This is a genomic window from uncultured Maricaulis sp., from assembly GCF_905480005.1.
Lineage (GTDB): Bacteria > Pseudomonadota > Alphaproteobacteria > Caulobacterales > Maricaulaceae > Maricaulis.
Genome location: NZ_CAJQOO010000016.1, coordinates 14,730 through 27,882, shown reverse-complemented (window position 1 = coordinate 27,882; position 13,153 = coordinate 14,730). Strand labels below are relative to the sequence as shown.

The 13,153-nt window shown below is 64.3% G+C and carries 13 protein-coding genes; 5 read left to right on the top strand and 8 right to left on the bottom strand.

The annotated features are described in order from the left end of the window. The 3 genes from arfB to QZ266_RS02555 form a co-directional block, all read right to left on the bottom strand. On the bottom strand, positions 1-290 hold a 290-nt coding region (gene arfB / locus QZ266_RS02565), incomplete at its 3' end, for an alternative ribosome rescue aminoacyl-tRNA hydrolase ArfB (protein ID WP_295691401.1). 67 nt (positions 291-357) lie between these two features. Then, positions 358-834, bottom strand: a complete 477-nt coding sequence (locus QZ266_RS02560) for an anthrone oxygenase family protein (protein ID WP_295691399.1) — start codon at positions 832-834, stop codon at positions 358-360. Further along, positions 831-1,691, bottom strand: coding sequence for an NAD(P)H-binding protein (locus QZ266_RS02555; protein ID WP_295691398.1), 861 nt, complete (start codon positions 1,689-1,691; stop codon positions 831-833). The genes QZ266_RS02560 and QZ266_RS02555 overlap by 4 nt, the downstream gene beginning before the upstream one ends. Positions 1,692-1,777: 86 nt before the next feature. Between QZ266_RS02555 and QZ266_RS02550 the strand changes: the two genes are divergently transcribed. Further along, entirely contained in the window at positions 1,778-2,416 is a 639-nt protein-coding gene (locus QZ266_RS02550; RefSeq protein WP_367178199.1) for a TetR/AcrR family transcriptional regulator, read from the top strand. 50 nt (positions 2,417-2,466) lie between these two features. On the opposite strand, the gene purN is transcribed toward QZ266_RS02550, so the two are convergent. Next, entirely contained in the window at positions 2,467-3,117 is a 651-nt protein-coding gene (purN, locus tag QZ266_RS02545) for a phosphoribosylglycinamide formyltransferase (protein WP_295691394.1), read from the bottom strand. 16 nt (positions 3,118-3,133) lie between these two features. Then, positions 3,134-4,174, bottom strand: coding sequence for a phosphoribosylformylglycinamidine cyclo-ligase (purM, locus tag QZ266_RS02540; protein ID WP_295691392.1), 1,041 nt, complete (start codon positions 4,172-4,174; stop codon positions 3,134-3,136). Positions 4,175-4,304: 130 nt separating this feature from the next. Between purM and QZ266_RS02535 the strand changes: the two genes are divergently transcribed. Genes QZ266_RS02535 through QZ266_RS02520 form a run of 4 tightly spaced genes read left to right on the top strand, consistent with a single transcriptional unit; the run spans position 4,305 to position 9,837 of the window. Next, entirely contained in the window at positions 4,305-5,408 is a 1,104-nt protein-coding gene (locus QZ266_RS02535) for a DUF2066 domain-containing protein (protein ID WP_295691391.1), read from the top strand. A 20-nt stretch (positions 5,409-5,428) separates the two neighbouring features. Beyond that, entirely contained in the window at positions 5,429-6,115 is a 687-nt protein-coding gene (locus QZ266_RS02530) for a hypothetical protein (RefSeq protein ID WP_295691390.1), read from the top strand. Then, complete coding sequence (locus tag QZ266_RS02525) at positions 6,112-8,286, top strand: RNA degradosome polyphosphate kinase (protein WP_295691389.1); 2,175 nt, start codon at positions 6,112-6,114, stop codon at positions 8,284-8,286. The genes QZ266_RS02530 and QZ266_RS02525 overlap by 4 nt, the downstream gene beginning before the upstream one ends. 6 nt (positions 8,287-8,292) lie before the next feature. Beyond that, positions 8,293-9,837 carry a Ppx/GppA family phosphatase gene (locus QZ266_RS02520; RefSeq protein ID WP_295691387.1) on the top strand — a complete coding sequence of 515 codons (1,545 nt, stop codon included), beginning with the start codon at positions 8,293-8,295 and terminating at the stop codon, positions 9,835-9,837. On the opposite strand, the gene rnd is transcribed toward QZ266_RS02520, so the two are convergent. From rnd to QZ266_RS02505, 3 genes are all read right to left on the bottom strand, one after another. Then, entirely contained in the window at positions 9,834-10,994 is a 1,161-nt protein-coding gene (rnd, locus tag QZ266_RS02515; RefSeq protein WP_295691386.1) for a ribonuclease D, read from the bottom strand. The genes QZ266_RS02520 and rnd overlap by 4 nt on opposite strands. 111 nt (positions 10,995-11,105) lie before the next feature. After that, positions 11,106-12,413 (bottom strand): MFS transporter, encoded by a 1,308-nt coding sequence (locus tag QZ266_RS02510; RefSeq protein WP_295691384.1) that lies wholly within the window; start codon positions 12,411-12,413, stop codon positions 11,106-11,108. Then, positions 12,410-13,135 (bottom strand): 1-acyl-sn-glycerol-3-phosphate acyltransferase, encoded by a 726-nt coding sequence (locus QZ266_RS02505; protein WP_295691383.1) that lies wholly within the window; start codon positions 13,133-13,135, stop codon positions 12,410-12,412. Before QZ266_RS02505 ends, QZ266_RS02510 begins: the two co-directional genes overlap by 4 nt. Positions 13,136-13,153 lie beyond the last annotated feature (18 nt).

Here is a 13,153-nt window from a genome sequence, read left to right as displayed (position 1 = left end):
TGTTCGATCAGCTTGCGAAGCCTGTTCCGGGCCTCGGCCCGGTTGCGCTCGCGTTCGCGATGGCTGTCGGCTTTCAGCACCAGGCTGCCATCCTTGGTCATGCGTGAGCCGGCAAGGCGCACCAGGCGCCGTTTCGCGGCGTCCGGCAGGGACGTATTGCCGGCGAGGTCAAAGCGCAGCTGAACGGCGCTCTCGGTCTTGTTGACGTGCTGGCCGCCGGGACCGGAAGCGCGAATGAAGCGTTCCTCGATCTCTGTCTCGTCAATCAGAATGGTGTCGGCGATCAACATGTCCGGCCTCGCTAGCGTGCCCCTTCTTGCCGTGTTTGCAGGCACGCTCGCAAGACCCGGCCGTCAATCAGGCAGCCGATGCCATCAGGAAACAGGCGCAACTGATCATGGCGCCCATTGTTCGAACATGGTTCCACCCGGTCCAGCGGCTGACATAGCCGGGCCAATAGGCGGCACTGGCTTGTGTTTCGCCGGTCAGGCTTTCGAGGCGTGTATTCATCGGCACATTGCGGATCAATGTGGCCAGCATGACGAGAGCGATATGGCTGACCGCGCCGAAGCCGAGCCAGGCGGCCATGCCCGGTCGCTCCAGCAGGAAGGCCGCTGCAGCCACGGCCAGGGCCAGCACGGGCAGGGCTTTCAGCATGAGCAGGAATTTCGAGGCATAGACCGTGCGGTTGAGGCCGCGCATGGCCTCGGCCCCGGCATCGGCACCCGCCGATTCCAGCCCGCGCATGATGAAGTCGGAAAAGGCGAGGAAGATGCCGGCGACAAGACCGGCCATCAGGCCGAGGCCGAGCGAGGCGAGGGTCAGGATGGTCATGTGGCCGCCACCGCTTCAACGGGCGCAGACTGCCACGCATTACCGGGCAGTGAGGCCGCAAAGGCGTCAAAGCTGCGCGGCTTTCTGCCCAGCGCGCGTTCGACTCCATCCGTGGTGGCGCTGTTGCGCCCGTCCAGCACTGTGCTGAAGAGATAGTCCAGCAGCCAGACATGGTCTGCGGGCAGTCCTGCCTGGCGGGCACCGTGCAGAAAGTCTGCGTGCGGGATGTCGATATGGGTAACCGTGCGGCCGACCCGTGCCGAGATCAGGTCGGCGATCGTGCTGAAGGTCAGTGCCTGCGGGCCGGTCACTTCATACAGCGCGCCGTCATGTTCGTGTGTCGTCAGCGCGGCGACAGCGATATCGGCAATGTCCCGCGCATCGATGAAGGGCTCGGGCGTCTGGCCGACAGGGAGGGCAAGTTCACCGGCCAGGACCATGGGCAGGAAGGCGCCTTCTGAAAAATTCTGGAAGAACCAGCTGGCCCGGATGATCGTCCAGCGAAGCCCGCTTTTCCGGACGATGTCTTCGCTGGCCTGGGCTTCGGCTTCGCCACGCCCGGAGAGCAGGACGAGTTGTTGAACACCGGCCTCGCGGGCGGTGGCCACAAATGCGGCGATATCCGCTTGTGCGCCCGGAACGGCGAGGTCCGGTGCGTAGGCGATATAGGCAGCGCGGACATTTTCCAGCGCATGAGGCCAGCCGCTGCGGTCCTGCCAGCTGAATGGCCGTTCGGCGTGGCGGGAGCCGATCCGGACCGGATGCTGCGCTGCCTGCAGCTGGTGAAGGATATGGCGACCGGTCTTGCCGGTCGCGCCGATCACGAGGGTGTCGGTTGGGGGAATTGTGTGGGGCATCGGGGTCTCCGTAGCTTGACGCTGTGTAAACTTTACATGGCGTCAAGTGCCACGCGCTTGACATAGTGTCAAGTGACATCAGACTGATGGACGAATACCCGGCGGACGGGTCATGCCAGGGAGGAAATGCGCCCATGCCGGAAGACAGGAATTCAACGCGGGATCGCATTCTGCAGGCCTGCTGGCGATTGCTCGAACAGGGTTGTGGAGGCCAAACCCGGATGAGTGATGTCGCGAAGGCTGCCGGCGTGAGCCGACAGGCTGTCTATCTGCATTTCGCCAACCGGGCCGAGCTGCTGATTGCCGTGACACGCTATGTTGACGCGCGCAGCGAGATTGATGCGCGACTGGCTGCCAGCCGTCAGGCCGCATCCGGCCTGGAACGCCTGGACGCCTTTATCGAGGCCTGGGGCAATTACATCCCGGTGGTCCATCCGGTGTGCCGGGCGCTGCTTGAGATGGCACCCGGTGACGAGGCTGCGCGTTTGGCGTGGGACGATCGCATGACGGCGATGCGAGAGGGATGCGAGGCGGCGGTCAACGCCCTCAAGAGGGATAGTCTCCTGTCCGGCCAGCATAATGCTGCCAAGGCGACGGACCTGCTCTGGACGCTGCTATCCATACGAAACTGGGAACAGCTGGTAGAGGCCTGTGGCTGGACGCAAGAGAGCTATGTCGCCGAAATGAAGCGCGTCGCGCGATTGGCGATCGTCAAGCCTGATTGAGCCCGATCCGCGCGGAACACGGTCCGCGCGAAATTCAGTGGGCCCGGCAATCAATCGTGCGGGTTCATCAGCAATTCAGCGCCGAATTCGCGGACCTGGAGGCGAACCCGTTCGCCCGCAACACGTGCCTTGCCCGAACAGGCCAGCGCCACGCATTGCGCATAGAGTTTGTGTTCGGCCTGCAGGACGCGCTCGGACAATGTGTCCGGCGTGTCACCGGGCAGGACCGGTACGGCGGCCTGGCCGATGATTGGGCCGTCATCCATCTCCGGACGCACATAATGCACCGTGCAGCCATGGATCCGGACGCCCGCTTCCAGCGCCCGCTCATGCGTGTGCAGGCCCTTGAAGGCCGGCAGGAGAGAGGGGTGGATATTGATCAGCAGGTCGCGCCAGCGCTCGGTGAACCAGGGTGTAAGGATCCGCATGAAGCCGGCGAGGCAGACAATGCGCGCGCCATAGAGCTTGATGGTGGCGTCCAGCGCTTCCTCGAAGGACTCCCGGTCGTCAAAGTTGCGATGATTGACGACATCAGTCTCGATCCCGGCCGCACGGGCGACGTCCAGACCTGGCGCGTCGGGATTGTTCGAGGCCACAAGAACGATCTCGGCCGGGAAATCCTCGTCCCGGGCCGCTTCGATCAGGGCCTGCATATTGGAACCGCGCCCCGAGATGAGCACGGCGATCTTGGTCTTCGCCATTTGTGTGCCCCTCGCGTCAGGCCGGTTTGAGTTCGCCGATGATCATGGCGGTCTCGCCCGTCAGCGCAAGCGCTTCCATCGCCGCATCCACATCCTGCGGATTGACCGCGAGCAGCATGCCGACGCCGCAATTGAAGGTGCGGTGCATCTCATGCGCGGAAATCCCGCCGGTCTCGGCGAGCCACTGAAAGACGGGCGGCAGGGTGAAGGCGTCATAGTCGATATGGGGAATGAGATGATCCGGCGTCATACGCGGCGGATTCTCGACCAGACCACCACCGGTAATGTGGGCAAGCCCCGTCACCAGGCCGGACTTGATCAGCGGCAGACAGGCTTTCACGTAAAGCCGTGTCGGCGCCAGGAAGGCCTCACCGAGCGCCTGGCCCGGTGCGAAGGGTGCCGCGTCGGTCCAGTCCATCCCGGCCAGCTCGACGACCTTGCGAACAAGGGAAAACCCGTTCGAGTGGACGCCGGAGGATGCCAGACCGATCAGCACATCGCCGGCAGCCATGGTGTCATGGTCGGGCAGGAGACGGCCGCGTTCGGCCGCGCCGACGACAAAGCCGGCGAGGTCGAAATCCTCGCCCTCATACATGCCCGGCATTTCCGCCGTCTCGCCGCCGATCAGGGCGCAGCCGCTTTCCTTGCAGCCGGCCGCGATGCCCGAGACGATCGCTTCGCCCCGGGCGGGGTCCAGTTTCGAGCAGGCCAGATAGTCGAGGAAGAAAAGCGGCTCGGCGCCCTGGGCCAGCACGTCATTGACGCACATGGCGACAAGGTCGATCCCGACCGTGTCGACCTTGCCGGTGGCGATGGCCAGTTTGAGTTTGGTGCCGACACCATCGGTGCCGGAGATCAGGATGGGATCGGTAAAGCCGGCCGCCTTGAGATCGAAGGCTCCGCCAAATCCGCCAAGGTCGGCGGCTGCCCCTGCGCGCCGTGTCATCGCGGCCAGAGGCTTGATGCGGTCGACCAGCGCGTCGCCAGCATCAATGGAGACGCCGCTATCGGCATAGGTCAGCCCATTCGGGCGATCGTCGTTTCCGGTTCCGGACATGCCGTTTCCCCAGTCTGTAAAAACAGGCGCGGTGTATGTCGAAACACGCCCCGGACGCAAGCCGCGGGCTTCACGCCCGACAGCGGGTGGTTATAGTGCGCTCAAAGCCCAATTTACAGGAGTCGCCACCGTGCGTTTCATTCTCGCCGTGCTTAGCCTGAGCCTCGCCTGCCTTCCGGCGGCCCGGGCGGAAGACCCCTATACCGTCACCGGCGTCGCGATCGACGCCACCGCAGACAATGCCCTGCAGGCCCAGACCGCCGCCATGCGGCAAGGCCAACTGGCCGCAGCCCGTCGGCTGGTCGAACGTCTCACCCTCGCCGAGGACCGTGCCGGAACCGGGCTCGAGCTCGCGGCGCATCTCTCTGAATCCGGCGAGATGGTATCCGGTCTCGGGCTGGATGATGCGATCATCGCGGAGATGATCGCCGGTCTGGAAATCTCGAACGAGCAGCGCAGTGCGACCCGCTATCTCGCCGAACTGGACGTGACCTTTGATCCGCGTGCTGTCGGGCGGGTCATGGCGGCCTATGGTGTGCCCTATGTCGAATCGCAGTCACGGCCGCTCCTCATACTGCCGGTGCATGAGGGTGAGGGCGGGTTCTCGCTGTGGGATGCCAATCCCTGGCGCGCGGCTTTCACCGATCAGGATTTCAGTCATGCCTTGACGCCCATCATGGTGCCGCAGCGCCCTGGAAGCTCCGTGCCAGTGCCGATTTCTGCCCGTCAGGCCCTGCAGCTGGACGAGATGGCGCTGCGTGATACCGCGGCCATGTTTGGTCTTAACCGGATTGCGGTGCTTCGCGCCGGTGAGCGGGACGGGATCCGGCGTTTCGGTGGTTATCTGGTCTCGATCGAGGCGGACGGCGAATTCGTTGTTGATACCTGGGGTCCGCAGACCGTTTATGGCGGCTGGCGCGATGCCGCGAGCAGCTTCGTCACCGATCGCGAGGATGACTGGAAACGGCGCTCGATTGTCCGCGATTTCGAGACCACCTCACTGCGTGTGACCGTGCTTTATGGCGGTCTGGCGGAATGGCGACGCCTGCAGGCAGCGCTCAGTCGGGCCTCGCTGGTCGAGGGGGCACAGCTTGATGCCATGTCCCGCGATGGCGCGCGCATGACCGTCGATTATCGCGGCCAGTTCGACCAGCTGGTGTCGGAACTTGCCGAGCGCGGCGCGACGCTTGAAGAACACCCCGGACTGGGCTGGGTGGTCCTGTCCCAGCAATAGGGCATGCGACGGCTGAAGCCATGGCGATGACACCGCAAATGGCGCTGGACCTTCCGGCGCGCGAGGATTTTTCCGAGGCCGCCTTCATGCTGGGCCCGTCGAATGCCGCTGCGCGTGATGTCCTGTCCCGCCCGGGCGAGTGGCCGCGCAATCTCATGGCACTGGTCGGGCCGGAAGGGGCGGGGAAATCCCATCTCGCCGCCATCTGGGCCATCCAGAACAAGGCATTGGTCTTGCCGGCCGCGGCGCTGGCCGGACACATGAAGGCCCTGGTGCCGGACACGTCGCTGGTGATCGAGGATGTCGATCGCGGCGTCGATGAGGATGCGCTCTTCCATCTCTTCAATCGTGCTGCAGAGGGCGAAATCCCGGCGCTTCTGCTGACGGCCAGGACCCGACCGGCGCATTGGCCAGTGCGCCTGCCGGATCTGGTCTCGCGCTTGCGGGCCCTGGTCCACGCGGATCTCCACGAGGCCGATGACGCGCTTTTGACCCGCATGATGGAAAAACAATTGGCCGACCGGGGAGCACCTGTGCGTCCCGGCGTGATAGACTATCTGTTGCCGCGCATGGAACGTTCCGTCGCGGCGGTGCGCCTGCTGGCCGAACGCATGGACAAGCTGGCCCTGGTCAAGAAGACCCCGATCACCCGCGCCATCGCGCGCGAAATCCTGGACAGCTGGTCCGAAACTGGAGACGCGGCATGAATGTTCCCGTGGGCGACCTCGCCGAGACGGAAAGCCTGATGGAAACGCCCGAGCGCTTCCTGAATCGCGAACTGTCCTGGGTGCGTTTCAATATGCGGGTGCTGGACGAGGCGGCCGATGCCAACCATCCCGTCTTCGAGCGTTTGCGCTTCCTGTCGATCTCGGCCAGCAATCTGGACGAGTTCTACATGGTCCGTGTCGCCGGTCTGAGGGCCCAGGTTCATAACGGCGTCTCCTCGACCAGTATTGATGGTCTGACACCGGCCGAGCAGCTGGAGAAGATCCACACGCTGGCCGGCGAGTTGATGATCCGCCAGCAGGTCTTGTGGCGGGCGATCAAGATCGAGATCGGCAAGGCCGGCGTCAAGGTTCTGGAAGCTGGTCAGGTATCCAGCACGGATGAGGCCTGGCTGCGCGGCGATTTCCTGAAACACACCCTGCCGGTGATCACGCCGCTGGCGATCGATCCGGCGCACCCATTCCCCTTCATTCCCAATCTCGGATTCGCGCTGGCCCTGCAGCTACGCAAGAAGGGTTCGGGCAAGCTGATGAATGCGCTCATTCCGCTGCCCAGTGGCGTGAAGCGCTTTGTCGAGCTGCCGACGCGACCGGCCAAGGAGGGCGGCCGTCCGGCGCGACGCTTCATGACGCTGGAAAGCGTGCTGACCATGTTCGTCGACACGCTCTTCCCCGGCCATGAAGTGGTCGGAAAGGGGAGTTTCCGGGTTATCCGCGACAGCGATATCGAGGTCGAGGAAGAGTCCGAAGACCTGATGCTGGAGTTCGAAAACCTGCTTAAACAGCGTCGACGCGGCGTGGTGGTCCGGCTGACACTGGATGAAGGCATGTCGCCGGCGCTGCGCGATCTTATCGTTCAGCACCTGCACGCCGGACCGCAGGACATTGTCCCGGTGTCCGGCCTTCTCGGCCTGTCGCAAGTTGCCCAGCTGATCCCGGATGACCGGGCCGAGCACAAGTTCAAGCCCTATGAGCCGCGCTATCCGGAACGGATTCGCGATCATGGTGGCGATTGTTTCTCGGCCATCCGCGAGAAGGACATCATCGTCCACCACCCGTATGAGAGTTTCGATGTGGTGGTGGAATTCCTGCGCCAGGCTGCCGCGGATCCGGAAGTGGTCGCGATCAAGCAGACGCTCTACAGGACCTCCAAGGACAGTCCGATCGTGGCGGCGCTGATCGAGGCGGCGGAGAGCGGAAAGAATGTCACGGCGCTGGTCGAGCTGAAGGCCCGTTTTGACGAGGAAGCCAATCTGAAATGGGCCCGCGATCTCGAACGCGCGGGTGTGCAGGTCGTCTATGGCTTCATCGAGTACAAGACCCACGCCAAGATCTCGCTGGTCGTGCGCCGCGAAGGCTCCGACCTTCGGACCTATGCCCATTTCGGCACCGGGAATTACCACCCGATCACGGCACGCATCTATACTGATCTGTCGCTCTTCACCGCTGACCCGGCCTTTGGCCGCGATGCCGGGCGAGTGTTCAACTATGTCACCGGCTATGCCCGTCCCGACAATCTGGAGCGCCTGGCGGTTTCGCCGATCGGCATGAAAGAGGCCATTCTCGAACATATCGAGCAGGAAATCGCCAATGCCGGAGACGGCTTGCCTGCGGCGGTCTGGGCGAAGCTGAACTCTCTGGTCCATCCCGAAATCATTGATGCCCTTTACCGGGCCAGCCAGGCCGGTGTGCGTGTGGAGCTCGTGGTGCGCGGGATTTGCTGCCTGCGCCCGGGCATTCCGGGCCTGTCGGACAATATCCGGGTCAAATCCATTGTCGGGCGCTTCCTCGAGCACTCACGCATTGTCTGTTTTGCCAATGGCAAGGCGATGCCATCGCCGGCGGCGAAACTCTACATCTCCTCGGCCGACTGGATGCCCCGCAATCTGGATCGCCGGGTCGAACATCTCTGTCCGATCCAGAACCCGACCGTGCATCGCCAGGTGCTCGATCAGATCATGGTCGCCAATCTCAATGACACCGATCAGTCCTGGTATATGGATGGCCAGGGCGACTATCGGCGGGTGGATACGGCCAATGTGGACAAACCTTTCAGCGCGCACGCCTATTTCATGACCAATCCTTCCCTCTCCGGACGCGGTCACGCGCTCAAGCATGACCAGCCGCCCGTCCTGACCGACCATAATGGCTGACCGGATTTGACCCGCGCGCCAATGCCCTCCGACTTCGTGGCCGAGCAGGCCATTCATCGCGATATCGCGGTCATCGATGTCGGCTCCAACTCCGTGCGTCTTGTCCATTTCCGGGTCGAGGGGCGCTCGCTCTGGCCGATCTTCAACGAAAAGGTCATGGCCGGTCTGGGGCGCGGCGTTCATGACACCGGCAAGCTGCATCCGGAGGGCCGGGACATTGCCCTGCGGGCCCTCAAGCGCTTCCAGCGCCTGCTGGACGCAAAGGGTGTCAGCGACCGCCATGTGGTCGCGACCGCTGCCGTGCGCAATGCCAGTGACGGCCCCGACTTCATCGCGGCGGTCGCCGCGCGAACCGGGTTGGCCGTCCGTGTCCTGTCCGGTGAGGATGAAGCGCGTCTGTCGGCCATGGGGGTCGGTGCCGGCATCCCCGATGCCCAGGGCATGATGGGCGATCTGGGGGGATCCAGTCTCGAACTGACGGCGATGAATGACGGCCTGCCCGGGCGTGGCGTCACGACCGCCCTGGGTCCACAGGAAATGCTTGGCGATGACGTCATGGACGAGGCGGCGCTTGTTGCGGCGCTCGACCGGGTGTTGGGCGCGACCGGCCAGCTGACCGGGCAGGGTGGGGCGTTCTATGCGGTCGGCGGTGCCTGGCGTGCGCTGGGTCAGCTCGCCTTTGCGCGCTTCGGCTACCCGCTCAATGTGGTCCATGAGTTTTCGCTGGGCGCGCGCCAGACCGATGAGCTTGTTCGGCTGGCGACCCGGCTCAGCCCGGCCTCCTTGCGGGGCACGCCGGGGGTCTCGTCTCGCCGTGTGGCTACCTTGCCGTATGCCGCCCTCCTGCTGCGCCGGATCATGCAGCTCGGTGCGTTCGACCGCCTCGTCTTCTCGGCCTATGGCGTGCGCGAGGGCGTGCTGGCATCGGGTCTGCCTCCGGCCTTGCTGGCCCAGGATCCGCTGATTGCCGGCGCAGAGGCGATGGCGCTGCCGAACGCCCCGACGCCGGATTTCGGCCGGGCGCTGGCCCGTTGGCTGGTACCGGCTTTCGGAGCGCTGGAAACCGCGTTTGGCCCCGCGCGCGACAGGGTCTTGCACGAAGCCGCGACACGCCTGACCGATCTCGGCGCGCGTCACCATCCTGACCATCGGGCCGATCTCGCGCGCGGCAGTGTGCTCTATGCGCCCTTCGCCGGTGTGACCCATGCCGAGCGGGTCTTCCTCGCCGCGGCCATCCACTATCGCTATGCCGGCAAGCGCGCTGTGCTGGAGGACAATCCGATCTTCCATCTCATCGATGAGGATCAGCACAATCTGGCCCAGATGCTGGGCCTGTCCCTGCGCCTTGGCGCCAAGCTGTCCGGCCGCTCACCGGCGCTGCTGGACCGCTACTCACTCACCGTCGGTCCAGACGTGATCCGGCTGGAAGTCGATGAAAGTGTTCGCGACCTCTATGTCGAGCGCTCGGTCTCCCTGCTCGACAATCTCGCGACAGTCGTCGGCCGGACAGGTGAGGTGGTTTATGTGACCGGGCTGGGCGCGCGCGGCTAACCCTTCGTGTCCACCACCACGACCTTGCCGTCTTTCAGCGCCAGCGCCATTTCACCGCGCTTGAGCTTGAGGGCGGGTTCTCCGAAGACGTCCCGGCGCCAGCCGGTCATCGCCGCCACATCGGCCTTGTCATCGGCGGCGATCTTTTCGAGATCGGGCGCGGTGGCAATCAGGCGAGGCGCGACATCGCGGTCATCGGCGACCAGCTTCAAAAAGACTTTCAGCAATTCCACCGTCGGTCCGAGACCCTGCGGCGGCGGGGCCGGCTTTTCGACCTTGGGGGCATAGGCCTCGGGATCGGCGAGCGCTTCGGTCATTTTCTCAAACAGGCGGCGCGCGGCGCTGGAGCGTTCAAACCCCTTGGGCACGGCGCGCAGGCCGGTCAGTTGTTCGGCGGCGGTCGGGGCGACGCCGGCGATCTCGTAGATGGCGTCATCCTTCATGACGCGCTGGCGCGGCATATCCCGGGTCTGGGCCTCGGTCTCGCGCCAGGCTGCGGCGGCACGCAGGGCGGCGACCCATTTCGGTGTCGTCTTGCGCAGCTTCATGCGGCGCCAGCTCTCTTCCGGGTCGAGGCGATAGGTGGACGGGCTGGTGAGGGTTTTCATTTCCTCGGCCAGCCATTCCGTCCGGCCTTTTTTCTCCAGCCGCTCGACCATGATCGGATAAAGATCGCGCAGATGGGTGACATCGGCGATGGCGTAGGTTGTCTGCGCCTCGGAGAGCGGCCGGCGCGACCAGTCGGTAAAGCGCGGACCCTTGTCGATCGGTCTGTTGAGCAAAGTCCGGACGAGCGCGTCATAGGCGATGGAATCGCCGAGGCCGAGCGCCATCGCCGCGACCTGGCTGTCGAACATCGGACGCGGGATGAGATTGTCACCGCCCTGGTGGAAGAAGATTTCCAGATCCTGGCGCGCGGCGTGGAAGACCTTGATGATCCGCTCATCGGCCATCAACTCCCAGAAGGGCTCCAGATCGAGACCGTCAGCGAGCGGGTCGATGATGACCTCGGTCTCGCCGGCCGCCGCCTGGATCAGGCAGAGCTGGGGCCAGTAGACCGTCTCGCGCATGAATTCGGTATCAACGGCCACATAGGGATGTTGGAGGAGGGCGTCACAGGCCGCTTCGAGGGCCTTCGTCGTGGTAATCATGTTCATGAAACGGCCCTTTAGCGCGGACCGGATGGTTTGGCTATCGTTTCGGCCAGCCCGGACACGCTTTCCGGGCTGACCGATGCGATCAGGGCTCAGGCCCCGGGGCCTTCTCGGTCAGGCCTGTGCGCCGCGGCGCAGGTTGAGACGCCACAGGATGAACAGCACGGCCAGAGCCGAGATGAACGCAATCATCAGGAAGGCCATCTGGATCGGCAGCTGCAGAAGGGCGATACCGGCGAGCGTGAACTGGCCCATCGTCGCGGTCGCGGCATTCATGATCCCGCCTGCAGCGAGCAGGCGCCCGCGCAGCTCCGCCGGAGCCCGGCGCTGGGCCATGGCCTGAAGCGGCACCACGAACAGCCCGGCCGACACGGCGGCGAGGCCGAGATCAATCAGGATGCGCCAGTTGGCCTTGTCGGCGAGGAAGGCGTCGGCCGAAATCAGCGCAGCGCCCTCGGGCACCAGCGGGTTGGCCCAGGTGATCAGGGCCACATCGGTCGTGAACACGACAAGCCCGATCGCGCCGACAATCGAGAACAACAGCGCGTCGCCCTTGCCCGACAAGGCTCCACACAAGAGGGCGCCGATCGCCGCCCCGATGGTGAACAGTGCGCTGAACAACAGAACCACGCTCGCATCGGCGCCCAGCACCGAGGCCGTGAAGACCGGCATCAGCGTGATGATCGAGGCGGCCAGCATCCAGAACCAGGCCGCACCCAGAAGCGGTCTGAGCACCTGGGGCGCCATGAAGGCAAAGCGGAGGACCCGGACGGTTTCCCAGACAAAATTGAAGCTGAGCGGCATGTCGGGCTGTGACGCCTTGGCTTCAGGCAACTGGCGGCTGGCCAGCCAGCCAAGGACTGCCATCACGATCAGGCCCATCCCGACAAGTTCAGGGCCGAAGGACTGCATCACCAGCCAGGTTCCCAGCCCGATTCCAACCAGTACCGAGACATTCAGCAGGCCGGACATCATGGCGTTGGCCGGCACCAGCTCTTCCGGCTTCAACAGAGTCGGCAGAGCCGAATTCTTGGCCGGCGTGAAAAAGGCTGACTGGGTGCCCATCAGGAAGAGGGCGACCATCAACAGGAGCGGTTGCTCCAGAAAAAAGCCGAGCGCCACGATCACCATCAGCCAGATCTCGGCAAATTTGGCGAAGCGCATGATGCGCGTACGGTCAAACTTGTCGGCCATGCGCCCGGCAATCGCGGAGAACAGGAAGATCGGCACGGTGAACAGTGAGGCGGCGATGGGAACCATCATCGAGCGGTCGAGGTCGAACAGGGTCAGCCCGCCGAAGGTGACAAGGGTTACCAGTGAGTAGCGGAAGAAATTGTCATTGAAGGCGCCGAGCGACTGCGCGAGCAGAAGCGGCAGGAAGCGGCGCTGGGTGATCAGCTGGGCGGCGATCTTGGCACTCATGACACTGTCTCCGTGGCGGTTTGACCCTCGGCCTCGAGGGCGCGGGTGCGGGTTTCGATGGTCAGTTTGAGGCGTGGCAGAAAGTCGTCACGTGGCAGGCCGGGCGGAATGGGGTCGAGAAACTCGATGATCGCCGGGCCGGGGTGTTTGGTCCACCGGTTCTGCGGCCAGCGCAGCCCGGTATTGGTGGCGACCGGGATGACCGTCCGTCCAAGTGTCTCATACATGAGGTGAACACCCTTGCGGTAGCGATAGCTCTCGCCAACTTCCGGCAGCCGGCCCTCCGGATAGATCAGCAAGGGGCGCGGATCATCGCCGGCGGCATCGATGGCTGCCTGCAGACCGCCCTGGGCACCGGTCAGGCCGGGGGAATTGACCATGGTCGCGCCGGACGTCCGGACGATGCGGCCGATCAGCGGAAATTTGCCGATCTCATTGCCGATCACGAAATTGATGTCGCCCATGATTGCCATCATCAGGAAACCGTCGGCCCAGGACTGGTGCTTGGCAGCGATGATGACAGGCAGACCGGTCGGCGGCGTGCCGCGAACTTCGATGGGAGCGCCGAGCAGCGTTGCCATCAGGCCGCGCACGGTCCGGCAGGCGGCGCGCATGACGGCCTTGAGGCCGCTGCGCCAGCCAGTGAGGGCGATCAGCCAGGCGATGATGGCGAAGACGCCCAGCACCGGCCAGAATGCGAGATTGAACAGGGTCGAACGCATCGGATCCTCCCAGAATCG